Genomic DNA, 25,505 nt, shown 5'->3' with positions numbered 1-25,505 from the left:
CACCGCCGAAGATAACCCCGAGGAAGAGAACGTCCATCAACGAGTGGATCGAAACTGTTCGACACTGGTCAGTATTATTTTATATTTTTTGACAAAATTCATCATAGTTCAATATTGTCTACCGCTTTCGATTACCCATCTACCGCCATCGGGAAAAATGCCATGATGAATCATCCGTAGAGAATCGGCCTTCCCCACGCCAGGCTCGCGCCCGGGCTCGGATGATGATCCGACCACCCGCCGAGTGGGCCTGGACCGGTCAGATCAACCGAGGACAAGATCCGTGTTGCGGAGGGTGACCGCGGCTCCTACAGTTCGGTTGTACCACCGGATTCCGCGGATTCCGCGGATGCCGCGCCCTCCGGTGAGTGCTGACCCCGCGCCGGCCGATTCCTCGCCACCGGCCGGTGCCCCACATCCTGCGTCATGACGGGTACCGAGCGACACACAGGGGAGCCAGAAGATGAGGGACCGCAGGGAGACAGACGTCGTCGAGCTGGCGCAAGAACACGCGGAGCTGCTGCCCGAGCGCATGACCCTGGCTGCGATCGAGATAAACCGCACCGAGTTCGACCCCACCTTCTACCCGGTCGGCTCGCCGGGCAGCAACAACGCGCAAATCGATAATCATCCGGAGCCGCAGACCGCCTACAGCGACGGAGCGTTCGTCAAAACCATCGCCAACAGCTGGAACCGCATCGAGCAGTGGTGAGCTCCGGAACGATTCTGCTCCTCACGCCGGTCTCCCCGGCCGGGTAACCGCACCCGACCACGTTCTCCCGAGGTCGCCAAGGGCACCGTGCACCCGCGGCCACCGGCCGGCCGACTATCCTTCGGCCGGCCGGAAGGCATGCCCTCGCCTCAGTCAGGCCGATCCGAGAAGGCCAGCCGAAGTTTCGACCGACGCTGGCACGACCGTGACACACCTTGTGCAGGTGCTGGCCACCAGGTTGAGCGGTGGCTAGCGTTCCCACCGCCCGAATATCCGAGGCAACTCAGATCGGTGGGAAACAAGAATGAACGATATCACGGGCAACTGCGCCGGCAAGCTGAATGGAGAACTGTTCTTGGAATGGGCGGAACTACTACCCGAGCGGACGACTCTCGCCGCGGTCGAGATCGGTCGGAAGGAGTTTGACCCAACCTTCTTTCCGGTCGGCTCCCCCTGGTCGAAAATGGCACAGATCGACGCTCATGCGGAGCCGCAGGTCGCCGGTGGATTCCTGCCCATTCTCATCACGCTGGTACCGAGCATCAACATCATCATACAGAAATAACACCGACCACTTTACCACTTTACCACTACGATCGACAGATACACCGCCGGATTCCTCCGGGGTGGTCACCCGGCCGGCCGCCGGTCGACGGACCGGCGGCCGGCTTCCCGCCAGTTCATGACAATGAGGATGGGACGCAGATGACCGAGTCCACCCGGTCGTCCACCCGGCCGACAACGATGCCGCCGGTGCCTTCCAAACCGGACCGGACGCCCGACCTCACCGATATCACCGGCGTCACCGATCCGACGGGCGTTCCCGATCCGACGGGCGTTCCCGGGCCGACCGAGGTACCCGCCAGACCGAGCCGGGCCGACGGCCTGGCGCTACTCGGCGAGTTCACCGGGTCGGGCCTGGCCCGACCCGTCTTCCTGGCCCGCCGCGCCGACGGTCAGGTCGTCGCACTCACCGAACTGCTCGCGCACATCCTCGAAGCGGCGGACGGCGCCCGCGACGTCGCCGCGATTGCCGACCGGGTCACGGTGGTCTGCGCCCGCCGGATGAGTGGCGCCGACGTCGCGTACCTCGTAGCGGATCGGCTCATGCCACTCGGCCTGATCGCCAGCGAGAACGGCGTCACCCCGGCACCACGGGCGAAGGCGCTGTTCACACTCGCAGCCCGGCACACCCTGCTACCCGCGCCGGCCGTGCACCGGGTCAGCCGGGTGTTCGCGATGCTGTTCCGGCCAGCGGCCGTGGCCCTGCTGCTGGCCCTGCTGGTGGTCACCGACGTGTGGACGTTCGCCCGGCACAGCGTCCGAGACAGCGCGGCGGAGGTGCTCGCGACCCCGGCGCTGATCCTGGTGGTGGTCGGCCTGGCCCTCGCCGGCGCGCTGTTCCACGAATGCGGGCACGCCGCGGCCTGCCACTACGGCGGTGCCCGCCCGGGAGTCATCGGTTTCGGCATGTACCTGGTGTGGCCGGCCTTCTTCACCGACGTCACCGACTCCTACCGGCTGAGCCGGCTCGGCCGGCTGCGCACCGACCTCGGCGGCATCTATTTCAACGGACTGTTCGTTCTGCTGCTCGCCGGGGCTCTCGCGCTCACCCACGCCGGTGTGCTGGTGACCGCCGTCGTCCTTGTCCACCTGGATGCCATGCGCCAGCTTGCGCCCTTCGTCCGGCTGGACGGCTACTACATCGTCAGCGACCTGGCCGGGGTACCGGACCTGTTCAACCGGATGGGGCCGGCGCTACGCGCGACGCTGCCACGGCGACGCAACCGCGTCCCGCGCGGGCGGCCTGCCCGATCAGCAGGACGGCCCCGGCCGGACGGGCTGACCCCGCCGGACATCCGGACCCGACCGGACGGGCTGACCCCGCCGGACATCCGGACCCGACCGGACGGACTGACCCGGCCGGCCCGGATCGTGGTGACCGCTTGGGCGCTGCTCGCGGCGCCGCTGATCCTGGTGAACCTGGTCGTGCTCATGGTCTCGGTTCCGTTCGCGCTTACCCGGACGACCCGGGCCATGTGGGACTATCTCGGGCTGGCGGGCCGGGCGACCCATGACGGGAAGCTGGTCACCGCATTCGCGGAGGTCGTCTCCGCGCTGCTGGTCGCGCTGCCGGCCGGCGGGATGCTGTTCGTGCTGTTCCTGCTCGCCCGGGGCGTGCTACGGGCGGTCCGGGCGCACCGGGAAGGCTGCCGACGCGGGTAACGGCCTCCCGCCGGCCAGCTCGCAACGGCACCACCACCGACAGCCCCCACCCGATCAGACGACGGTGGGCCGGTAGAGGCGGGCGTAGGCACCGCCGTCGGCGAGCAGCTCGCTGTGCGTACCGTCCTCGACGATCTGGCCGTGGTCCATCACGTAGATGCGGTCGGCGTCAATCACCGTGGACAGCCGGTGCGCGATCACCAGGCACGCCCGCCCCACCGCGAGCCGGTCCAGGGCGGTGCGCACGGCGGCCTCGGAGACGGTGTCCAGCGCCGAGGTCGCTTCGTCCAGCACCAGCACCCGTGGTGACTGCAGCAGGACCCGGGCGATGGCCAACCGCTGCCGCTCACCACCGGACAACCGGTAGCCCCGGGCGCCGACCCGGGTCGCCAGACCCGCGGGCAGCCGGTCGAGCAGAGCGGAGAGGCTGGCGGCCGCCAGGGCGGCACGCAGCTCGTCGTCGGTCGCGTCCAACCGGCCGTAACGGAGGTTCGCCGCGATCGTGTCATGGAACAGATGCGGGTCCTGAGGGACGACGCCGATCATCGTGTGCAGACGATCCGGCGGGATGTCGTCGAGGGGAACCCCGCCGAGACGGATGCCGCCGCGCCGCGGCCGGTGCATGCCGCTGGCCAGATAGGCGATGGTCGTCTTGCCGGCCCCGCTGGCCCCGACGATCGCCGTCGTCGTCCCCGCGGTGACTTTCAGGGTCACCCCGCGCAGGTTCCACGTCGGGTCGTCGTCCGGCCAGTCGCCGTCCGGCCGGTCCTCGGCCGTGGCGAGATCGTAAGAGAACCATACGTCGTCGAACGTCAGATCGACTCCCCGGCCGGCATCGACTCCCCGGCCGGCATCGACTCCCCGGCGAGCGGCTGCCGGCACCGGTTCCGTCCCGGACCGCGGTGCGCGGGGGACGGTCAGCGCGGGGGCCCGGGCCCCTTCGAACCTCAGGCGTACCTCGTCCTGCGGGACGTCAAGCAGGGAGAAGATCCGCCGGAAGGAGGCGCCCGCACCCGCGAGCTCCGCACGCAGGTTGACAGCGGACGACAGTGGTCCGAAAGCCACCAGCAACGCGCCGCCCAGGGCTGCGACCGTCCCGAGCGTGATGCGGCCGCTGGAGACCAGCCAGGCCCCCAGCGCCAGCACCGCCGTCATCGTCGCGATAATCCCGAGGTTGACCAGGAACCGGACCCGCGACATCAGCCGGGCCTGATCCTCGGCGGCGGCGAGCAGCTCGGCGCCCGCCGCGTCGAACCGGGTCTGCTCGTAGTCGACCCGGTCGAACAGCCGCACGTGCAGCGCCCCGGAGACCGACGAGGTGTCGGCGACCTGGGCCATGAGCAGACCGTCGAGCTCCCGCTGGCGGATGGACAGCGCGGCGAGCCGCCGCCGGCCCGAGCGGACGATCAGCAGCGTGGCCGGCGCGAAGACCATCACCGCCAGGCTCAGACGCCAGTCCAGCACGAAGACGACGATCGAGCCGACGACGATGTCCGCGATCCGGCAGACCACCGCCTGCACGGTGGCGGAAATCGCGTTCTGGGTGTTCAGGACGTCGGTGGACATCACCGTCATCACCTCCCCCTGCTGGCTGCGGGGAAAGAAAGCGAAGGGCAGGCGCTGCAGGTGAGCGTTCACCGTCTGACGGATCCGCACGGAGACAACGCCGCCGAGCCGAGCGATGAGCGCCATGCGCGCCGAAAGCACGCTCGACTCGAACACCAGCACCGCGCACAGCAGCAGGACGGGGACGACGAGGTCACGCACCTGGCCGGTGGGCAACGACGTGTCGATGAGATGGCGCAGGACGAACGGCCCGACGGCGACGGCGGCCGAACCGAGAACGGACAGCCCGACGAGGACCGCGACGACCCGGCCCTGGTCGGCGAAGAACCGGACGCTGCGCCGCGCCTCGGGCGCGCCGGTCAACCGCGCGAGCGCACGCGCATGCAAGCGGATCACCCACGACGGGAAGGCCGTCTCCGACGGGACGGGCAGCGGCTCACGGATCACGCCGCCGAGGCTATGCCGACGCGCGCCGAGGCGGCGAAGAGCCTCCCGCGGAGCACAACCCTGACGCCCCACCGCCCCACCGCCCTGACGCGCGTCGGGGCGGTGGGGCGGTGGGGCGTCAGGGACAGACCGACCGCGGTGGCGGAAGCCGATGGGCCGGGAAGAAACGGGGGGCCGGGATCCGGGGACCACCCGGGATCGTCAACGGTTCCCGGACACGGGTCGTTGGAGGCGCCCCTCCTCCAGCCGCCTGCCTTCCACCGCGCCGGCGCCGAAGCCGGGAATCGCCAGGCCCTCCAGCGAGGCGGGCGGTCGGGAAACGCCCCGCAGCCGGAACCCCATGGCAATCTTGGTCAGTCCGATCGCCAAGGCCGTGAGGCCCACCCACAGGGCCAGCAGCGGCAACGAGACCCGCTGGGAACCCACCACCCAGAACGCCGCCCCGATCTCCAAGGCACCAACGATCAGCGGCATCCACCACTGGGCCGGGGTGGGGCGGCCCTCCGCCGCGGTGGCGTACTGCCCGGCTGTGGCCTGCTGCTCGGTCCGTCGGGCGACGAACGAGTTGACGACGTCGTAGAGACCCTTGATCAAAAAGAACCAGGCCGCGATCCGGCCCACCGCCTTGACCGTGGGATCCGGCCAGGCCAGCGCCACCACCCCGCCGGCCACGAACAGCACCGCGAGCAGCGCATGGGACCAGCGCCAGTCCCGGGCCGTCGCCGCCGCCGCCAGCAACTCACTCACCGCACCGAGGAGCAGGACGATCCCGAGAAGCACGGCGATCGACCATACCGTGGTCAGATCGAACTGCGGAATGGCCAGCGCGAACAGGGCAAAAACTGCTCCAACGGCGAGAAAACCAAACCAGGGCACATTTGTGGATCTTTCATGTGTACGACGATCTGAGGCAGTTATGTCGCTCACGATCCTATTCTCCCATCGTCGGTCACCGATACAAGGACCATTGCCGTCAGCTGGCGCTCGACATCACAGGTCAACAAGCTGATGCCCGCCACCCGGCGAACCACGCTTATCCGCTGGACATCATTCCGAACCGACGACGACGCCATATCGCCCGCGGCGTTACTCAACTCCTCCCAGCAGGTGGGTGCCGCCCTGGGGCGGGGGGCCACCACCGCTGCCACTGCCACCACCGCTGCCACTGCCACTGCCACTGCCACTGCCACTGCCACTGCCACTGCCACTGCCACTGCCACACAACAAGATCATCCATGGGCGGCTACGGCACCGAACGTCACGGATTGATGACGTAGGCGCAGTGAGAGGTATGACTTAGGGTAGGCTTTCCTTACTTGTACATTGGCTGGGTGACCAAGGCAGGCCCGTCCCTTGCAAGCTCGACTGTGTTCCTCGCCCGCCACCTTGAACGGCACGGTGACCGCACGGCCGTTGTCACGGCTGAGGGCCGGCTGTCCTACCGCGAACTGGCGGCACGCGTCGACGCCGCCGCCGGTCGGCTCGGCGCCGGGCGGCGGCTGGTGCTCCTCGCTGCGGTCAACACGATCGACCTCCTCGTCCTGTACCTGGCGGCGCTGTCCGCCGGGCACGCGGTCCTGCTGGTGCCGGGTGACAACGCCGCGTCGACCGACGCCCTGATCACGTCCTATGACCCCGACGTGGTGATCCGCCCGGCCGGCACGCGGACCCGCGTCGAGCAGCGGCGGGAGGGCTCGAAGCACGACCTTCATCCGGACCTCGCGCTGCTGCTGAGCACGTCGGGCTCGACGGGCTCACCGAAACTGGTCCGGCTGTCGTACACGAACCTGCAGGCCAATGCCGAGTCGATCGTCGAGTGCCTCGGCATTGGCCCCGGCGACCGCGCCGCGACGACCCTGCCCCTGTACTACTGCTACGGGCTGTCGGTCGTGCACAGTCACCTCCTGTGCGGGGCCGGTCTGATCCTGACGTCCCTGTCCGTCGTGGACGCCTGCTTCTGGAACCTCTTCCGGGACGGGCAGGGAACCTCGCTGGCTGGCGTCCCCTACACGTTCGACCTGCTCGACAGGATCGGTTTCGACGCGATGTCGCTGCCGCATCTGCGCTACATCACGCAGGCCGGCGGTCGACTGGCGCCGGACCGGGTGGCCCGCTACGCCGAGCTCGGACGACGCAACGGCTGGGACTTCGTCGTGATGTACGGCCAGACCGAGGCCACGGCGCGGATGGCCTGCCTGCCGCCACACCTCGCGCCGACCCACCCCCACACCATCGGAGTCCCGGTCCCGGGCGGGTCGTTCCGGCTCGAGCCGCTGGCCGACCACACTAGGAGCACCGACAGCACCGACAGCACCGACAGCACCGGGGATCTGGGGCAGCTCGTCTATTCCGGGCCCAACGTCATGATGGGTTACGCGCGGACGGCCTCGGACCTCGCGCTCGGTCCGACGCTCGACGAGCTGCGCACCGGGGACGTCGCGCGCCGCACCGACGACGGCCTGTACGAGATCGTGGGACGGCAGACCAGATTCGCCAAGGTCTTCGGGATCCGGATCGACCTGCAACACGTGGAGGACACCCTCGCCGGCCAGGGGCTCAGCGCCTGCTGCGTGACCAGCGACGACGCCGTCGATGTGATGATCGAGAGCGACCGGGACACGCCTTCGGTCCGCCGGCTGGTCGCGCGGGCCTGCCGGCTGCCGGAGAACGCCGTCCGCGTCCACCCCCTGGCCGCCCTGCCCCGCCTGGCCACCGGCAAACCGGACCTGGTCGCGCTGCAGGAGATCGCCCGCGACGCGCGACCGGCGCGCACGACCGCGCCCACCGGGCGGGACGGACCGTCGGACGGAACAGCCGACGTACGCCGGCTGTTCGCCGAGCTGCTCCACCGCGACGATGTCACCGACGACAGCACCTTCGTGAGCCTGGGCGGCGACTCGCTGTCCTACGTGGAACTGTCACTGCGGCTGGAGGACGCCCTCGGACACCTGCCCGCCGGCTGGCACACCATGGCCGTGCGGGATCTGATGCCGGCCACGCGACCGAAGCGCAGGGCTGGCGGCTCTGGCAGCTCGATCGAGACCAGCGTGCTGCTCCGGGCGGTCGCGATCGTGCTGATCGTCGGGACGCACGCCAACACCTTCGACTCCGTCGGCGGCATCCTCGGGGGCGCCCATCTCCTCATCGCCGTCGCCGGCTACAACTTCGCCCGTTTCCACCTGACCGCGGCGCCGCGGCGCGACCGGGTCCGCGGGCTGCTCCGCAGCATCGCGTACCTCGCGGTGCCGAGCATCGTCTTCATCACCGTACTCGTGCTTGTCATGGACGAACACGGACCCGCCAACATCGTGCTGCTCAACAGCGTGTTCGGGGCGGACCGCGCGGGCCCACCCTGGGAGTTCTGGTTCGTCGAAGCCCTGGTCCAGATCCTGCTGGTCCTCGCGGCCCTGCTCGGCGTGCCGGCGTTCGACCGCTGGCAGCGGCGCCGCCCGTGGGCCGTCGCAGCCGGTGCCCTCGCCGCCGGTCTGCTCACCCGCTTCGACGTCGTGGCCCTACCGCCGGGACCACGCCACACCCAGACGTCGGTGGCGGTGCTCTGGCTGTTCGCGCTGGGATGGGCCACCGCCGCCGCGACCACGGTACGGCAGCGGCTGGCCCTCACTGCGGCGGCGGCGCTCACCATCCCCGGGTTCTTCGCTGACGCACGCCGGGAGCACGTGGTGCTCGGCGGCGTGCTCCTGCTGGCCTGGACCACGAGCGTCCGCTGCCCACGCCCGCTGCGCCGGCTGGCGGGCCTGCTGGCCGGCAGCTCGCTCTACATCTACCTGACCCACTGGCAGGTGTTCCCCCTTCTGCAGGACGACCATCCGGTCCTGGCGCTGCTGGCCTCGCTCACCGTCGGCGTCGCCGCGTGGAAGGTCTCGTTCCATGCCATGGGCCTTCTCGGCCGGCTCACGGCGGGCGTGCCGATCCCGCTCGGCGCCAGGCGTCCGCTCCGCGGTTCGCCCGCCAGCGCCCCCGACTTGTGCGACTCGTCACATTCTACGGCGCTAAGGTAAACATGAGTTAACTTCTACACCGATTAGAGGTTCGAGGTCGGTCGGACGTGTCTGTCCAGGTGGAGTGTCCAGGTGGAGTGTCCAGGTGGAGTGTCCAGGTGGAGGAGCCCGATGGGTTCGTTAGGAAGAACCTTGGTCGTGCTGGTGACGGCCACCTGCCTGGCTGGCCTGGCCGGCCTGTCAGCGTGCGGCTCGGGGGACGACGGGAAGACGATCACGCTCTACAACGCGCAGCACCAGGACCTGATGCGGGTAATGGTGGACGCGTTCACCAAGCAGACCGGCATCAAGGTCGAGTTGCGTCGCGGCGGCGACCCCGAGCTGGCGAACCAGATCGTCCAGGAAGGCGCCAGCTCGCCGGCGGACGTCCTCGTCACCGAGAACTCGCCGGCCATGACGCTGGTCGACCGCGCCGGCCGCTTCAGCAAACTGGACCGGGCCACCTTGGGCCAGGTGCCTGACCAGTACGTCCCGAGCACCGGCAACTGGGTCGGTTTCGCGGCCCGGTCGACGGTGTTCATCTACAACCGTGGGCAGGTCGCCAAGAACGAGCTGCCCACGTCGATCATGGACCTGGCGGGACCGGCGTGGAAGGGGAAGGTCGGTGTCGCGGCGGCCGGAGCGGACTTCCAGGCCATCGTCAGCGCCGTACTCGCGGTGAAGGGCGAGGGGGCCACCGCCGAGTGGCTCGCCGGACTGAAACGCAACGCGAAGATCTACGACAACAACATCGCCGCGCTGCGCGCCGTGAACGCGGGCGAGGTCCCCGCCGCCGTGATCTACCATTACTACTGGTACCAGGACCAGGCGGAGTCGGGCAAGGACAGCAGGAACGTCGACCTGCACTTCTTCGGCCACCGGGACCCGGGCGCGTTCGTCAGCGTCTCCGGCGCCGGCGTCCTCGCGGCCAGCGACCAGCAGGCCGAGGCGCAGCGGCTGGTCGCCTTCCTCACCAGCGACGCCGGGCAGAAGGCACTGGTCGACAGCGGTGCCCTGGAATACGCCGTGTCCGACGCGGTCCCCACGAACCCTGCGCTGAAGCCGCTGTCGACCCTCGATCCGCCCAACATCGACATCTCGACCCTGAACGGACCAAAGGTCGTCGAACTGATGCAGCGGGCGGGCCTGCTCTGAACGGCCAGCCCACGACGGCGGGACGGTGGGTACGCACCGGCCCGGCGTACCCGCGCCCGCTGCTGCTGGCCTGTGTGCTCGTCGCGCTGCTCGCGGCCGTCCCGCTGTTCTTCGTCGTCGGATACACGGCCAGCGTGGGCTGGTCGGAGGCCTGGCGGCTGCTGATCCGGCCCAGGGTCGGCGAGCTGCTGGTCAACACCACCAAGCTCGTGACCGGCGGGATGGCGGCCAGTGCCGTCCTGGGCACGGCCGCCGCCTGGCTGGTGGAACGGACGGCCCTGCCAGGACGACGGGTCTGGCACGTGCTGCTCGCCGCTCCGCTGGCACTGCCCGCGTTTGTCGTCAGCTACGGTTGGGTTTCGCTGACCTCGGGCGTCGAGGGATACCCGGGCGCCCTGCTGATCGTGACACTCGCCTACTACCCGCTGGTCTACCTCCCCGTCGGCGCGACCCTGCGGGGGCTGGACCCGGCGCTGGAGGAATCCGCCAGGTCACTCGGGCTCGGCCCGTGGCGGACGTTCACCAGGGTCGTGCTCCCGCAGTTGCGCCCGGCCGTCCTCGGCGGGTCGCTGCTGGTTGGCCTGCACCTGCTCGCCGAGTTCGGCGCCCTGCAGATGCTGCGGTTTCCCACCTTCACCACGGCCATCTACGACCAGTACCGCTCGTCGTTCAACGGCCCGGCGGCGAACATGCTCGCCGGCGTCCTGGTGCTGTACTGCGCGGTCCTGGTCGGCACCGAGCTGAGCCTGCGCGGTCGGCACCGCTACGCCCGGCTCGGGCCCGGAGCCAGCCGCACCGCGCAACCCGCCCGGCTCGGCCGGCTCACCGCCCCCGCCGTCGGCGGGCTCGGCGCGATCGTGGGCCTGGCGCTCGGCGTGCCGCTGGTGAGCCTCGTCCGCTGGCTGCTGGTGGGTGCCTCCGCCGCCTTCCCCGCCGTCGAACTGGCCACCGCCGCCGCGACCGCGGCCGGACTCGGCCTCGCCGGCGCGCTGTGCACCGTCCTGTTGGCGCTTCCGGTGGCGTGGCTCGCGGTACGCCACCCGGGCCGGATCGGGACGCTGCTTGAACGCAGCACCTACACGGCCAACGCGCTGCCGGGCATCGTGGTGGCGCTCGCTCTCGTCACGGTATCGCTGCACATCCTGCCGGCCGTGTACCAGACCACCACCCTCCTGATCGCCGCCTATACGATCATGTTCCTGCCGCGGGCCACGGTGGCGGTGCGAGGCGCGATCGCGCAGGCGCCACCCGTCCTGGACGACGTCGCACACGCCCTGGGCCTGCGCCCGACGCGGGCCTGGCTGCGGGTCACCCTGCCGCTGATCGCCCCCGGCGTCGGCGCCGGCGCCATCCTGGTGTTCCTCGCTGTGGTCACCGAACTCACCGCGACCCTGCTGCTGTCACCCACCGGCACCGACACCCTGGCGACCGAGTTCTGGAGCAACGTCCGCGACGTCGATTACGGCGCGGCCGCCCCCTACGCGGGGTTGATGGTGCTGCTGTCGGCCCCGGCGACCTTCCTGCTCACCCGTTCCGCCAGGAGAAGCACGTGACAGCGCTTAGCGTCAGCCAGGTCACCAAACGGTTCGGCGCCACGACAGCCCTCGCCGGGATCGATCTGCGAGTGCCCGACGGCAGTGTGACGGCCGTGCTCGGGCCGTCGGGCTGCGGCAAGACCACCCTGCTACGGCTGGTGGCGGGATTCAGCGACCCGGACGGCGGGACGATCGACTTCGGCGCCGAACGGGTGTTCAGCCCCGGTCGCAGCGTTCCCGCCCAGCGGCGGCGGGTCGGGTACGTCCCGCAGGAAGGTGCCCTGTTCCCGCACGTGGACGTCGCGGCCAACATCGGGTTCGGCCTGCCCCGCGCCGAACGCCGATCCGCCGGGCGGGCCGCCGAGCTGCTCGACCTCGTCGGGCTGGACGCGAGCCTGGCCCGCCGGTTCCCTCATCAGCTCTCCGGCGGCCAGCAGCAGCGCGTGGCGCTGGCGCGGGCCCTGGCCCCGCGGCCGTCCCTGGTGCTGCTCGACGAGCCGTTCTCCTCCCTGGACGCGGGGCTCCGCCTGAACACCGCCCGCGCCGTCGTCGAAGCGCTGCGTGCCAACCGGACCACTGCGCTGCTCGTCACGCACGACCAGAACGAGGCGCTGTCACTGGCCGACCAGGTCGCCGTCATGGCCGCCGGTCGCATCGCCCAGACCGGCACGCCCCAGGGCATCTACGCCTCACCCGGCAACCCGACCGTCGCGGCCTTCGTCGGCGCCGCTGTGTTCATGCCCGCCGTCGTCACCGGGCTCACCGCCTCCTGCGACCTTGGCGAACTCGCCGTCCGGCCCGGGTCTCCCCAGGGCGAGGCGCGCCTGCTCGTCCGGCCGGAACAGATCAGGCTCCTCGCCGCAGCGGACGGCGACAAGAACCAGAACGAGGACCGAAACGAGAACGAGGACCGAAACGAGAACGAGAACGAGAACCAGAACGAGAGCCAGGACCGAAACGAGAACGAAGGGCGGGACAAGGAGCGGAACGGGGTGGTCGGCCGGGTCACCGAGGTGCGGTACTTCGGCCACGACGCCACCGTCCAGCTCCGGCTCGACCGGTCCGGCCGCACCGTGACGGCGCGGGTGCCGGGGCGCCAGCTTCCCGAACCCGGCACCCGCGTACGGCTGTCGATCACCGGGCCCGTCACGGCCTTCCCACCCCATTGACTCCGTCGCGGCTCTCACCGACGCCGGTCTCGGCGCCGGCACGGTCGCGGCGGTCACGAGCGCCCTGCTACCGCCACGCCGGTCGATCGTCGCCGCCTGACCGTCCCCGAACGACGACAGGTCCGCCGGTCGATTCGTACAGTCAGACCTATGACGTCGCCCACGCCTATGACGTCGCCGGCGGGAACCGCCCGGATCGACACCTGGATCTGGTGCGTGCGCCTGGTCAAGACGCGATCGCAGGCGACCGCCGCCTGCCGCGCCGGCCATGTCCGCCTCAACGGCGAGCGGGTCAAGCCGGCCCATCCGGTGCGGGCCGGCGACGAGATCCGGGTGCGCCAACCCGGGCACGAGCGGGTCGTCGTCGTCACCCGGATCCTGCACAGGCGGGTCGGCGCGCCCGTTGCCGCGGAGTCCTTCGTCGACCGCAGCCCGCCGGTCGCGCGCGAGGTGCCGCCGGTGCTGGCCGTACGCGATCGGGGCGCCGGGCGGCCGACGAAGCGCGACCGGCGGGCGCTGGAACGCCTGCGCGACCAGCCCCGCCGGCCGGATGCGCGGTAGCGGCACCGCTACTGGGTGCCCAGTAGCGGCGCCCCGGTCAGGCGACGCCTCGGTCGAGGGAGTCCGCAACCGCCCACACACCATGACCATCCTCAGGAACCTTGCCCTGGAATTACTAACCCTGGTACTACCCACCATGGGATTACTTCGCATCAACGGTGTGAAGTAAACGAAGGAAGCGACCGGGTACGTTGCCGGTGACCGGGACCTGGCTCTGCCGCTACGTGCCGCGTAGCGTTATCCGCGCCCGTGGAATGCGATCGTGAGGTTGATCTTCCTGGACGACACGACCGCGGGTCGTGCCCCGCCGCACCGACCGGCTCGAACTAGAGTCAGGCCCATGGGGCGAGCGTCATCCGGGTTGGCTCGGCGGAATTCGCGATGAGCTACCGCGAGAAACCGAGCGTGGACATCCCGGACCATTCGGCGGGGCAGCCCGCCCGTAATGGGCGTTCGGTCCGGTTCAGCATTGTGATGCCGACATACAACCGCCGAGACGTGGTATTGCAGAGTATTGCGGAACTCAGGTACCTCGATATGCCGTGGCCCTGCGAACTGATCGTCGTCGTCGACGGTTCCACAGATGGCACCGAGAAGGCTCTCCAGGCTGTCTCTCTGCCGTTCTCCAAGCGAGTCCTGTGGCAGGAGAACGCGGGCGCTGCCGCAGCGAGAAACCGTGGCGCCGCGGGCGCGCTCGGCGAGTTCATCCTCTTTCTCGACGACGACATGGCGGCGGACCGGCGGCTCCTCGTCGAGCATGAGCGGCTTCTCGCCGCCGGCGCCGACGCCGTGGTCGGCCACATCCCGATGCACCCCGCCTCGCCTCCCACGGTGCTCACCTACGGGGTCGACCGGTGGGCCCGGGCACGCCGCCGGAGGCTGCTGCGGTCGGACGGGCGGCTGACCGTCGCGGACCTGCTCTCCGGGCAGGTGTCGATGCGGGCGTCGACCTTCGCCAGGCTCGGCGGTTTCGACACGAGTTTTACCGCCGGCGGCAGCTTCGGCGGTGAGGACACCGACTTCCTCTACCGGCTGCTGCAGAGCGGTGCGCGGGTTCGATTCGCCGCCGACGCCGTCTCCTACCAGCGTTACGTCGTTTCGCCCGAGGCGCACCTGAGGCAGTGGACGCAGGCCGGGCAGGCCGATGCCGCGCTTTCCCGAAAACATCCGGGTCTCGGTGACCTGCTCTTTGCCCAGCATGGCGGGAAGACGATCAGAGGAAGCCTCACCAGGGCCGCGGCGGCGGCACCGCCCTGGGCGTCCCGCGTCCCGGCGGGTCTCGTGCTCGGAAGAGTCAGCGCCGGGAAGGTGGACCGGCCCACCAGATGGATGTTCCTGGGACTACGCGACTGCTCCTACTGGCGGGGAACCCACCAGCGCGGCGGTCTCCTGCACGCACCGGACGTTGGCCTGCGGGTCCTTGCCTATCATGCGATAGAGGACGTGTCGGATCCCCTGCTGAGCAGGTATGCGGTTCCCCCGCCACAGTTCCGGGCCCAGCTGACAGCCCTGCTGGGCGCCGGCTTCACCTTCGTCGGGGTCGATGAACTCCTGCGTCATCTCGACGGCCGGCCCGCCCGGCATCAGTCGCTGGTCCTCACCTTCGACGACGCCTATTCGAGTCTGTTCGAGCACGCCGTGCCCGTCCTTCGGGAACTTGGTATTCCCGCGACGGTTTTCGTGGTCACGAAAGAGATCGGCGGTTGGAACAGGTGGGATGCGGTGAACGGCGCCGCCAGGCTGCCGCTCCTCGACGCGAGCCGGCTGCGCGCCCTTCACCAGGAAGGCTGGGAAGTGGCGGCGCACTCCCGCACTCACGGGCAGTTGACGAGGATGAGTGGGGCCGGCCTGTGGGACGATCTTTCCGCGGCGCGCGGCGACCTCGCGGCCATCGGGCTGCCCGTGCCACGCCTGTTCGCCTATCCCTACGGGGAACATGACGCGCGCGTGCGCATGATGGTGAAGAAGGCGGGATACGACGCGGCGTTCGCGCTGCAAACTCGGCGCGCCTTCCCCACGGCTCAGGACCGCTATGCCCTGCCCAGGATCGAGGTGGAGCGCCATACCCGCGTTGATGCGCTCGTCGAGACGGTGCGCAGATCGCAGGTTTACCGACGTCCCGACATCCGTCCCGACATCGAGCGGGAACTGGGTGGGGCATTGCGTCGAGTTCTCCCGGTCCAACGGACGGTCCGCGGACACACCAGAGATCACGAGGCCGAAGATCACGAGGCGAGGAGCTCCGGATGAACCTGCACGGGAATCGGGAGTCCCCGGCCGGCCCAGCCGCGGCCAGCCCAGCCACAGCCGACGAGGGTATCTGGTGCTGCGAGCTCGAGGTGTCGGCCGGGGGCGTCGTGCGCTCGGTCGTGCCGCCACGCGACCGTCAGCGACGTGCGCGGGTCCTCGCCCTGCTGCACGGTGAGCCGCTCGGCTACGCGGCGGCCGCCAGGACGGCCACCGGCATCGACGTCGATGAGCTGCTCGGCAGGGTCTGGTCGGAGTTCGGCGGGCGCATCAACGATCACCTGGTCGGCGAGGGTCTCCGCCCGCTCGAGCGCCTCGACGCCCGCACCAGGCCTGCCGCGGCCACCGAGGCCTGCCCGAACAAGGTTCAATCCACCGATCTCGATTCCACGGATCTCGTCTCCGTCGTCGTCGCCACCAGAGACCGCAGTGAGATCCTGGCCAACTGCCTGCGTCGACTCACGGAGGTCACCTATCCGGCCGTCGAGTTCCTCATCGTGGACAACGCACCGTCGAGCGACGCCACGAAGCGGGTCGTCGACTCGTTGTCGGCCACCGACGAACGATTCCGCTATGTCCCCGAACCACGCCCGGGTCTCTCCCGCGCCCGCAACCGCGGGCTCGCGCTGGCGCGGGGGGTGTACGTCGCCTATACCGACGACGACGTCTCGGTTGACCCCGGCTGGATCGACGGGCTGGTTCGGGGTTTCCGGCGCCGGCCGGACGTTGCGTGCGTCACGGGAATCGTCTGCACGGCGAGCATCGTGAGCGCGGCCGAAGTCTACTTCGACGCCCGGGCGTCGTACTGGTCCACCCGCTGCGAGCCGGTGCTTTTCGACCTCGCCGACAACGAGCGGCACGGTCCGCTGTACCCCTATATAGGTTTCGTCGGCACCGGCGCGAATGTCGGGTTCGACGTCGCGTTCCTGCGGGACCTGGGTGGCTTCGACGAGGCGTTGGGAGCGGGCACCAGGAGCCGGGGCGGCGAGGACCTCGATCTCTTCGTGCGCATGTTGCGGGCGGGCCGAGCGATCGCGTACGAACCAGCCGCCTTCGTCTGGCATCACCACCGCGCCGACGACGCGGCACTGCTCGCTCAGATGTTCGGCTACGGCTCCGGTTTCACGGCCTTCCTCGCCAAGCTGCTTCTCCAGCGGTCGACCCGGGGTGAGGTGGTACGTCGCATCCCACGAGGCCTGCGTGGGATGGCCCGCATCGGCCATGCGACGAGCCAGCGGCTCGACGGGCGGGTCCAGGCCCCGAAGGGTGCCTTGCTGCGGGAGTTCGCCGGCTACGCCGCCGGACCGTTGCTCTACGCCCGGGAGCGGCAAACGGCCGCCTGGCGGTGACGACAACCGGAAAGGCTGTGACGCGTGACGTGATGCAACGTGACAGGCCCAGGGCTGGGAACCCGGCGGTCGAGCGGGAGAGATTCCCGCCGGAGTGGGCTCTCGGCTACTACCGGCGATCGCCGCAAGTGGTGCGGCAGATGGCGTACTGGACGCTGCGGAACGCGCCTGGGCGCCGGGTGTCGTGGGGGAACATGAAACGGGTCAGACCGTTCAGCGACCGTTACGGATGGGACCGCGGGCTGCCGGTCGACCGGCACTATATCGAACAGTGGATCAGTCGGCATGCCAACGATATCCGGGGGCATGTACTGGAGGTCAAAAACGCGGAATACAGCTCGCGGTTCGGAACTCCGGGTCGGACTACGATCGTCGACCGGGATAAGACGAACCATCATGCCGATCTTCATGTCGACCTCGATGTCGCGGACAGTCTGCCCGCCGCCGAGTTCGACTGTGTGATTCTCACTCAGGTCCTTCAGTACACCTCTCCGGGCTGCTGTCTGGAGAATCTGTGGCGGTCTCTTCGACCGAACGGCGTCCTGTTGATCTCGGTTCCGGCGCTGGGACGTATTGACGTGGACGACGGGGCCGACGACAAGTGGCGCTGGACGCCGCCGGGTCTTCGCGCCGAACTCGCCCGAGTCGGGATCGAGGCCACGGTGGAGGGTTTCGGAAACGTCCTGGCCGGTGTCTCGGCGTTGTTGGGTCTGGCGGTCGGCGATGTCAGTCGCAAGGATCTCGATGTTCAGGACGCGCGCTTTCCGGTGCTGACCTGTGGGCGGGCGGAGAAGCCGCGGTAGGGTGGCGAGTCGACCTGGTCATCGCCGGTTCGACCCGCGGCGAGCACCACGCACGCGGTCGCGGTCTGTGATCCGAACCAGGCCAGGCCGACCCCCGCCAGTCCCAGGCGCCCACCCAGCAGCCAGAGGCTGGGCAGCACCAGCACCGCCAGCAGCGCCTCGATACACACGAGCCACCCGGCCCTCCGCTGCGCGCGGGCCGTGCACAGTTCCAGGATGACGACTGTGCGGGCGACCGAGCCCAACAGCAGCAGTCGAAGCACGGTGGTCGCGTCGGCCCGGTAGGAGGGGCCGAAGAGAGCCAGTACGAGCGGCGCGGCGACGATGAGGGCGAGGACGATTCCGATAACAATCGGGAGAATGCGGCGCAGCATAGCCCGTTGGAGGCGGCGAGAGTCGGCGCCGGGCTGCGCGCTTTCGACCGTGAGCGAGGTCCCGAGGCTCCAGGGGATTTCGTCGACCGTGCATATGATCAACCAACTGATTCCGAACGCGGCCCCTTCCGTCGCCCCGATCCGGGCGATGACAATCATCGGCAGGAGCGTCGTGCTGAGCTGGGACACCAGCTCCGCCAGCGAGTCGCCGGCCAGGTATTTTCGGAAGTCCGCGGCCAGCCCGGGTGGGCTTGGCGCGCGTCCGGCGGGTCGCAGCCACACCAGCAGCATGACCGACGCCGGTATGACGGCTACCGCCGCGGGCATCACCCAGGAGGTGAACAATGCCAGTCCGCTCACCCCGCCACCGAAGGTGACGAGCAGAATGAGCTTGACGACGCTGTAAGCGGTGTTCTCGATCGGTACGACGACCGCCTTCCGCAGGCCGGTGAAGACGTTGTCCTGCAGTACGAACAGCGACCAGATCGCCACCGAGATGGCGAAGAAGAGGGCGATCCGGGGTGGCTGGAGAACGGCGAGAGCCGGGCTCACCCGGGCGGCCAGCAAGGCAAAACTCAAACCGACCAGCAGGCTGAGGCCTGCCGCGCCGGCGTAGGCGCCGACGACCAGGCGGCGCGCCTGGCCCCCCGCCTGCGGCAGGAACGCGGTCAATGCGCCCCCCAGGCCCAGCTGGCACAGGTAGGACAGACCGGTGAGGGCCGAAATGAGGGCGGTGGCCTCGCCGACCGATGGCCGGTCGGCCTGCCGGGCGGCCAGCACCCAGTAGAGGCTGCCCACCAACGACGAGAGGCCGCCGCTCATCGCCAGCGCCATGCCGTTGCGGTACAGCGCACCGCTCTGGGCACCGCTCTGGGCACCGCTCTGGGCACCGCTCTGGGCACCGCTCTGGGCACCGCTCTGGGCACCGCTCTGGCCGGCGGCCCCGTTCGCCGATAGCGGCAGCGTCCGCGGCGAACGGGGCCGCGGCAGGGTCCAGGTGCTATCCGGCGAGTTCGTAGATACGGGTGTTCCGGGTCGCGTACCAGAGGCGGAACCGCGGCGAGGAGCGGACGGCCGTCTCCACCGCCCGCAGCGCACCGGCGGTCGCCGTCCGGTATACACGGTCATACACCTCCTGTGCCGTCGAGAAAACGAGGTAACCCCGTCCCGGGTACGTTCCGATGAAGTCGGCCACGGCATTCACCGTCGATGGCCTGATTGCGCGCTCGCCGAGGGTGTCGGTGATCAGGACATCGTCCACCTCGGGATATCGAGCCCCGTAGCGGCTCGGGAAGGTGGCCCCGGTCAGCACGGCCACCGACCCGGGCCGGGCGTGCGCGTACAGATAATCACCGGCCTGGACCTCGTCGGCGTTCATGAGATTCAGTTCCGTCTTCCCGAAGAAGGCGGGCATGAAGAGCGTGGCGAGGAGGAGAATCCCGCCGCAGCCCGCCAGGACGTGCCGCCGTCGCCACCGCCCGGTCACCGGCACGACGGCGCAGCACACCAACGGCGCACACCAGGGCAGGGAGAACAGAATCGCCCGCAGGATGCTTTCACCGCCGTAGCTCTGCCCGAACAGGATGACGCCCGGTGCGATGCTCAGCAGGATGAGCGGGAGCACCCGGCCGTCACCGCGGTGCAGCCGGCGCAGCCCGCCGACTCCGGCCAGCGCCCAGACCGTGCCGGTCAGGATCAGTCCGGTGGTTTTGGCCAGCTTCCCCGACGAAGGAAGCGGCGGCTCCTCTGACCGGGCGTTCGCGAACGGGTCGGGACTGCTGAAAACCCCGAAATGATCCTGAACATAGGAGAAGTGCGGGATCAGATAGGCGATCGTCAGACCGGCCATGGCGACCACCACCCACCGCGGCCGCACAAGCCCGGCCGCGGTCAGCGCACCGACTCCGAGGAGGAGCAGGTACGGGGTCAGCTGGTGGCTGACCACCACCGCCCCGTCCAGGAGCAGCACAACGCCGACCGCCACCGGCAGCGGCCAGGTTGGGCCTGGCGGGGCGGCGAAGCGCAGCGGCGGCCTTCTGCTGTGGACTCCGGCGGACCGCACGGTCCGCCGGAGGATGGCCCTCGGCGCGCCGGTGCGGAGTTGCCGCAGGAGCACCAGGTACAGGGCGAGGGCCAGCGTCCGGCTGAGGGCCTGGGGGGCGAAATAGTCCTGCCCGACCCAGTTCGTCACGACGAAGACCAGTGCCGCGCCCGCAGCGATCCGTGGCTCGCGAAGCAGCGTCCTGGTGGCCGCCCAGACGAGAAGGGCGTCGATGCCGGTGAAGAAGACCTCGGTCCAGGCTGCGAAGGCGATCGGGTTGGGTCGGCCGGCGAGCGAGCCGAAGACCGCGGTACCGGCGAAGAAGCCGGGCCATCGGTGGTAGATGTCGATGTCGATGTCAACGCCGCCATGCTGCTCGATATAGCGGACCACGCCGATGTGCTTGTACACCCAGGGGTAGTGCGGAACGTCCAGGATGAGCGGAAGGGTGCCGTAGAGCACGAGAATGCAGGCAAGCAGGTAGGCCGCCGCGATGAACGGCTGGAAGCGGGCCCGCCCGACGGCGCCGACAGCGCCGAGCAGGAGCACGCCCAGGCCGACGTACCAGGCGATGGGCAGTGCCGGCGGGAGACCGTAGTCGGTGAGGTTCTCGACGTGGATCCACCGCAGTGACAGCCCCCAGAGGGTGATGCCGACCGCCAGCGGAAACAGCCAGCGAAGGCCCGTCGCGAAGGGGCCTGACAACCGCGCCGGCCGCCGGATTCCGGGGTCCTCGGGCCGTCTTTGACGGACCGAGCGCAGACGGGCCCGGGCAGCCGCGGCGTGGGGCTGGGAAGCCGCGTTCTGGCCGAGCCGGGGATCCGGTATCTCCGGCGGAAGCAGCGGTCTGCCGGTCAACGCCCTCGCACCTTCCCGTCAGCGCGCGGCTGGGCGCGCAGCTCCGCGCGCAGCTCCGCGCGCAGGCTGTGGATGAGGACCGCGCAGCAGGCAAGTCCCACGACGGACTGCACCACGGCTGGGTGCCACCATCCCGACCAGACCATGAGCATGCTGGTCAGGACGTCGACGGCAAGGCTGATGGCGACGGCAAGCCCGATCCATGCCGCCGTCCCGTCGACCGGGAGCCTGGCCAGCACGGCGGCCCCGGGAAGGAGGAAGGCGGCGGGGACGGCGAGCAGGACCCGTACCGGAGAATCTGTTCGGCAGACCACAAGAAAGGCGAGCACCACGGTTACCGCCACGAGCGCCGCCTGCGTTGTTCGGCGGGCGTACACGCTGCTCATGGTTGCGCTCCAGTGGTCACGGTGGAGATCCGCGGTTCGGGGATGGGCGCCCTGGGAAAGGGGGCGGGGAGAGCACCGGGAGTCGGTGCGTGGTCATGAGGAAGATCGCGCTGCCGGCGCCGGGCGAGGGCCCGGCTGGCGGCATAGCCGACCGGCCCTCGGGCCACACCGACCAACTCGATCAAGGTCAGGGACCGGGGATAGTCACGGGATTTGCCGGCGTTCTTGCTGCTGCGTGGGTGGAGAAGACGATGCAGGCCGCCGGGGACGAGACGGGCGATCTGGAGGCGTTCGGCGGGTTGAGTCGCGATGCGTTTGGTGACCATCGCCCCGAGGCCGGCCCCGTAGTCGTACATCTGGCGCCGCAGTTCGACAGTGGTCCGCTTGTGCAGGTGGCGGATCAGCGCGGCCGGCTCGTAGACCAGGACGTGGCCACTGCGCACCACGGACAGGAAGATGTCGAGATCCTCGCCACCGCGGGCCGCGGTGCCTGTGCCGAGAAATTCGTCGAAACCACCAAGCTGACGCAGCGTATCAGTCCGGAAAGCGCTGTTCGCGCCGCTGCCGAACACGCCCGCGGTATAGGGATAGAGCAGGTCGCCTGATCGATTTTCGGTGCGGTCGAACCGGCGTCCGACGAAGCCCTTGCCGAAGCCGCCGAACTGCTCGAACCACACCTGCGCCGGGGTTGAGAGCTCCAGTGGCCGGATCAGCCCGGTGACGCACCCCACCGTCTCGTCGACGACACCCGAGCCGGCGGCGAACCCGGACAGGAGGAACTCCAACCAGCGCGGGTCGACCTCGACGTCGTCGTCGGTGAAGACGACCACCGGTGTGGTCGCGGCGGCCAGTCCGGCGTTGCGGGCCCGGGAAAGCCCCCTCTCTGGCTCGGCGACGTAGCGCACCTCGCCGGCCATCCGACTGAGCTGTTCGCGGATGCCGCTCGTGCGCGGCCGGTTGTCGACCACAATGATTTCCTGCGCTGGCACGGACTGCGCCAGGATTCCCGCGAGCGTGGCCACCAGCGAGGGGGAGGCGACGCAGCTTGTCACGACGACGGTCCCGGCGAGCCCGGCGGGGAGCACCGGCCGGCAGACGTCTGACGTCACAACTCCGTCGATCGGGACCGTTTCGGGAACCGCGAGCCCGTCCGCGGTCAGGTGGGCGGCCACGTCCGGCCCGAGTCTGTCCATGACCCGGCCGGCGAGCTGGTCCGGGCGCAGGCCGGCCGGGGACAGCGTCGCCGCGACCACCCCCAGGGGACGGCCGTGCAGCCGGACCAGCACCTGTGCCGGCCCGTCACCGGTGAGCACCGGAAGCGGCGCGGACAGTTCTACCTCGTGCAGCGCGATCGGACCGTCGCCCGGCAGCATCATGGCCGGCGGCGTGGTGGTCACGGCCGCACCTCCCCGAACGCCGCCGGGACGGCTGGTACGGGCAGATCGGCTGGTACGGGCAGATCGGTGACGATTGGTCGGTAGGGTAGCCGCGGGCCGAGGAGCCGAGCCCTCGTTCGACGGGAGAGCCGGCTGCCCCGCGTACGCAGCAACTCCCGAGCGGGGGCCGCGCGGCCGGCCCCGTCCAGCCACGCCCTGATCTGCCGGTCCGGGGTGTCGACCGTCACGGTCAGTCGGGCAAGGGCGAACGGGTCGTCGGCGCCGTGCGACATCATGTTGCGCACCCCGCAGGCGGACGTGAAGCCGGCCTGCCCGACGAGCCGCCGAACGGCATGGTCGTAATTGCCGTGGGGGTAGGCGAAGGAGCCCACCGGTGCGCCGATCGCAGCGGTCAACCGGGCGTTGCAGTCGCTGATCTCCCGGCGCGCCTCGTCGGGGCGAAGCTCGTCGAGCCGGGGATGGGTGTGGCTGTGACCACCGATCTCGACCCCGAGGCCGGCCAGGGTCCGCAGGTCGGCGCCGCGCAGCATGCCGACCTGGCCGATCCAGTCGGTGACGACGTAGCAGGTCGCGGTGAGCCCGTGCGCGACGACCTCACGAGCGGCGGCCAGGTTGTCGGCGAATCCGTCGTCGAAGGTGATGAGGACCGGTCGCGGAGGCAGGGTCTGGTGCCGCCTCCGTTCGACATACTCGGACACCGTCAGCGGTACCCGGCCGGAACCGGCAATGAGGGTGAGATGGCGGACAAAGGTTGCGGTATCGACCGTCCAACGTCGATAGCTCGCCACCGGATAATCGGTCACCGAGTGGTACAGCAGAATCGGGATCACAGCTACCTCCGACGGGATCGGCTGACGTGGCGTGTCACGCCGGCAGGCGGCGAGGCGTAGCCGGCCGCGTGCGTAGCCGACGGCCGTGGACCCGGTGCCGACCAGCACGGCCCCGGCTCGCGGCCAGGTGCTTAGGCTGTGGCGGTCACGAGCCAGTGCTCGGGGCAGCGTCCGCCTCAGGTACTGCCGTTCGGTGGCGAGCGCCGCGTCCGCCCCGGCCCGGTCGGCTACCGCGGCCTTGGACAGGCCTTCGGCATGGCAGCGTGCCAGGAAGTACCGCAGGGAGGCCCGGTCGCCGGTTACCTGGTGCCAGACCCGTGCCCGTGGCTCGTAGCGGACGACAGCATCCGGGAGGATCGCCTGAAGGCGGATACCGAACTCGGTTTCCTCGCAGCCCAGCGGTGTGGTGCCGACCCGCCCAAGCCCCTCGGTGAACCCGCCGACGCGATCGAACACGGCCCGCCGGAACGACATCCCCGCTCCGATCGGGTTACGGACCGCAGCCGTGTCGGTCGGCAGCCCGACGTAGCTGCATCCGACCACCCAGTCGAACTCGGGGGGGAACCAGTGGGGTCGGCGGTGCGGCCACACCGGCGTGGCGGCACCTCCGACCCCGGCGACCCGGGGGTCGGTGTAGTGGGCGGCCAACTGGGCCAGCCAGTCCGGCTCGGCGTGGGCGTCGTCGTCCAGGAAGGCGACCACGTCGCCGGTGGCGGCCCCGACGCCGCAGTTGCGGGCACCGGACAGGCCACGGCGGCCGGTGTTGGGGATCACGGTGGCACCGGGGTACGCAGCCTCGGCCCACCGGCGCAACCGGTCATTGTGGTCGATGACGAGGATCAGCTGGTCGGCCTTCCTGGTCTGTTCGGCGATGCTGGTCACCGCGCGCTGCAGATCGTGCCGGCGCCGTTCGGTATAGGCACAGATGACCACCGAGAGCCGCGTGCCGGCCGGGGGGGTCATCACGCGTATTCCGTCGCGCCGGTTGTCCTGCGCCGGCCATGGGGAAGGTCACCCGGACGTCGCTGGCTGACGATGGTCGATACCGGTTGACCGGGACGGCTGAGCAGCATGCCGTCCCACCTGGCGCGGTTTCGTGACCGGGCGGTAAGGTTTTCCGACCATTCGACGAGGATGGTCCGCAGGACGCGCATACCATCCCGGCCCGCATTCAGGTTGCTCGCGCCGTGAAGGCGCTTGTGCTCAAAGCTGCCGACCTCGGTGACCCGCAGGCAGGCCTTGGTCGCGCGGAGGGTGATCAAGGTTTCGATCTCGAAGCCGTCGCCATGCCGCCGGATGCCGTCGGTTTCTCCCGGCATCAGCCCGAGCATCGGCAGACAATCTCGCCAGAATGCGTTGTAGCCGTAACACAGGTCGGTGAACCGGCGGTGGAAGAGCAGGTTGACCAGATGACAGAAGAAGAGATTTCCAAGAGTACGCAGCAGGGTGATGTCTTTGCTGCCGCCACGGTGGGCGAATCGGGTTCCCTTGACGAAGTCGGCGCCCTGGAAGAGGGCCGCGACGAAGGAGGGTATCTCGGCCGGGTCGGCCGAGCCGTCGGCGTCGAGCGTGACCACGATGTCCCCCGATGCCACGGCAAAGCCGCAGGCTATGGCGTTGCCCTTGCCGTATCGGGTCTGGCGGACGACGACCACGTCGGGGCGTAGCTCGCGGGCCAGTCGGACGGTGTCATCGGTGGAGTTCCCGTCCACCAGGATTATTTCGGCGTCCACCGGAAGTCGGCCGAATACTTCCCGCAGATTCCGCGCCTCGTTGAGCGCCGGAATCACCACGCTTACCGATGGCGAATCACCCGAACCAGACAAGGACGCCCCCCTGGACAGACCTGGA

Annotated in this window: 20 protein-coding genes; 11 read left to right on the top strand and 9 right to left on the bottom strand. The window is 69.6% G+C overall.

Annotated elements, in window-relative coordinates; translation table 11 throughout:
- The first annotated feature begins 463 nt into the window (after positions 1–463).
- The 3 genes from AC08OO_RS02370 to AC08OO_RS02360 all read left to right on the top strand — a co-directional run bounded on the left by AC08OO_RS02370 (position 464) and on the right by AC08OO_RS02360 (position 2,938).
- Positions 464–712 carry a hypothetical protein gene (locus AC08OO_RS02370; protein WP_011436037.1) on the top strand — a complete coding sequence of 83 codons (249 nt, stop codon included), beginning with the start codon at positions 464–466 and terminating at the stop codon, positions 710–712.
- Between the two features lie 304 nt (positions 713–1,016).
- Positions 1,017–1,277, top strand: a complete 261-nt coding sequence (locus AC08OO_RS02365; protein WP_476608324.1) for a hypothetical protein — start codon at positions 1,017–1,019, stop codon at positions 1,275–1,277.
- Positions 1,278–1,417: 140 nt separating this feature from the next.
- Positions 1,418–2,938 carry a hypothetical protein gene (locus AC08OO_RS02360; protein WP_476608843.1) on the top strand — a complete coding sequence of 507 codons (1,521 nt, stop codon included), beginning with the start codon at positions 1,418–1,420 and terminating at the stop codon, positions 2,936–2,938.
- Positions 2,939–2,992: 54 nt separating this feature from the next.
- Here AC08OO_RS02360 and AC08OO_RS02355 read toward each other — a convergent pair whose 3' ends face one another.
- From AC08OO_RS02355 to AC08OO_RS02345, 3 genes are all read right to left on the bottom strand, one after another.
- The gene (locus AC08OO_RS02355; protein WP_476608842.1) at positions 2,993–4,951 is read right to left on the bottom strand and encodes an ABC transporter ATP-binding protein; all 1,959 of its coding nucleotides are present in this window, start codon (positions 4,949–4,951) and stop codon (positions 2,993–2,995) included.
- Positions 4,952–5,152: 201 nt separating this feature from the next.
- On the bottom strand, positions 5,153–5,827 hold the full coding sequence (locus AC08OO_RS02350; RefSeq protein WP_476608841.1) for an HdeD family acid-resistance protein: 675 nt from the start codon (positions 5,825–5,827) through the stop codon (positions 5,153–5,155).
- A 47-nt stretch (positions 5,828–5,874) separates the two neighbouring features.
- Positions 5,875–6,171, bottom strand: a complete 297-nt coding sequence (locus AC08OO_RS02345; RefSeq protein WP_476608840.1) for a hypothetical protein — start codon at positions 6,169–6,171, stop codon at positions 5,875–5,877.
- A gap of 111 nt (positions 6,172–6,282) precedes the next feature.
- On the opposite strand from AC08OO_RS02345, the gene AC08OO_RS02340 reads away from it, so the two are divergent.
- From AC08OO_RS02340 to AC08OO_RS02305, 8 genes are all read left to right on the top strand, one after another.
- A complete protein-coding gene (locus tag AC08OO_RS02340) occupies positions 6,283–8,970 on the top strand; it encodes an AMP-binding protein (RefSeq protein ID WP_476608839.1) in 2,688 nt (895 codons plus the stop codon).
- Positions 8,971–9,108: 138 nt separating this feature from the next.
- Positions 9,109–10,104: an iron ABC transporter substrate-binding protein gene (locus AC08OO_RS02335; RefSeq protein WP_476618192.1), complete on the top strand. Its 996-nt coding sequence runs from the start codon at positions 9,109–9,111 to the stop codon at positions 10,102–10,104.
- Positions 10,105–10,178: 74 nt separating this feature from the next.
- Positions 10,179–11,657 (top strand): ABC transporter permease, encoded by a 1,479-nt coding sequence (locus AC08OO_RS02330; protein WP_476608837.1) that lies wholly within the window; start codon positions 10,179–10,181, stop codon positions 11,655–11,657.
- Positions 11,654–12,808: an ABC transporter ATP-binding protein gene (locus AC08OO_RS02325; RefSeq protein ID WP_476608836.1), complete on the top strand. Its 1,155-nt coding sequence runs from the start codon at positions 11,654–11,656 to the stop codon at positions 12,806–12,808. The genes AC08OO_RS02330 and AC08OO_RS02325 overlap by 4 nt, the downstream gene beginning before the upstream one ends.
- A 168-nt stretch (positions 12,809–12,976) precedes the next feature.
- Positions 12,977–13,369 (top strand): RNA-binding S4 domain-containing protein, encoded by a 393-nt coding sequence (locus AC08OO_RS02320; RefSeq protein WP_476607960.1) that lies wholly within the window; start codon positions 12,977–12,979, stop codon positions 13,367–13,369.
- Between the two features lie 381 nt (positions 13,370–13,750).
- The gene (locus AC08OO_RS02315; protein ID WP_476608834.1) at positions 13,751–15,619 is read left to right on the top strand and encodes a polysaccharide deacetylase family protein; all 1,869 of its coding nucleotides are present in this window, start codon (positions 13,751–13,753) and stop codon (positions 15,617–15,619) included.
- Positions 15,616–16,965 (top strand): glycosyltransferase family 2 protein, encoded by a 1,350-nt coding sequence (locus AC08OO_RS02310; RefSeq protein ID WP_476608833.1) that lies wholly within the window; start codon positions 15,616–15,618, stop codon positions 16,963–16,965. Before AC08OO_RS02315 ends, AC08OO_RS02310 begins: the two co-directional genes overlap by 4 nt.
- 32 nt (positions 16,966–16,997) lie before the next feature.
- Positions 16,998–17,768, top strand: coding sequence for a class I SAM-dependent methyltransferase (locus AC08OO_RS02305; protein WP_476608832.1), 771 nt, complete (start codon positions 16,998–17,000; stop codon positions 17,766–17,768).
- On the opposite strand, the gene AC08OO_RS02300 is transcribed toward AC08OO_RS02305, so the two are convergent.
- The 6 genes from AC08OO_RS02300 to AC08OO_RS02275 form a co-directional block, all read right to left on the bottom strand.
- The gene (locus AC08OO_RS02300) at positions 17,714–18,964 is read right to left on the bottom strand and encodes a lipopolysaccharide biosynthesis protein (protein WP_476608831.1); all 1,251 of its coding nucleotides are present in this window, start codon (positions 18,962–18,964) and stop codon (positions 17,714–17,716) included. The two genes, AC08OO_RS02305 and AC08OO_RS02300, sit on opposite strands and share 55 nt — an antisense overlap.
- 178 nt (positions 18,965–19,142) lie before the next feature.
- Entirely contained in the window at positions 19,143–21,041 is a 1,899-nt protein-coding gene (locus AC08OO_RS02295) for a hypothetical protein (protein ID WP_476608830.1), read from the bottom strand.
- Positions 21,038–21,427, bottom strand: a complete 390-nt coding sequence (locus AC08OO_RS02290) for a hypothetical protein (protein WP_476608829.1) — start codon at positions 21,425–21,427, stop codon at positions 21,038–21,040. The genes AC08OO_RS02295 and AC08OO_RS02290 overlap by 4 nt, the downstream gene beginning before the upstream one ends.
- The gene (locus AC08OO_RS02285; protein ID WP_476608828.1) at positions 21,424–22,824 is read right to left on the bottom strand and encodes a glycosyltransferase family 2 protein; all 1,401 of its coding nucleotides are present in this window, start codon (positions 22,822–22,824) and stop codon (positions 21,424–21,426) included. The genes AC08OO_RS02290 and AC08OO_RS02285 overlap by 4 nt, the downstream gene beginning before the upstream one ends.
- A complete protein-coding gene (locus AC08OO_RS02280; RefSeq protein ID WP_476608827.1) occupies positions 22,821–24,617 on the bottom strand; it encodes a glycosyltransferase in 1,797 nt (598 codons plus the stop codon). Before AC08OO_RS02280 ends, AC08OO_RS02285 begins: the two co-directional genes overlap by 4 nt.
- Positions 24,617–25,444, bottom strand: coding sequence for a glycosyltransferase family 2 protein (locus AC08OO_RS02275; RefSeq protein ID WP_476608826.1), 828 nt, complete (start codon positions 25,442–25,444; stop codon positions 24,617–24,619). The genes AC08OO_RS02280 and AC08OO_RS02275 overlap by 1 nt, the downstream gene beginning before the upstream one ends.
- Between the last annotated feature and the right edge of the window lie 61 nt (positions 25,445–25,505).

It is taken from the genome of Frankia sp. CeCAU1, assembly GCF_977971845.1.
Note: the sequence above shows the minus strand (reverse complement) of the source record. Positions and strands in the feature narration are given on the sequence as shown.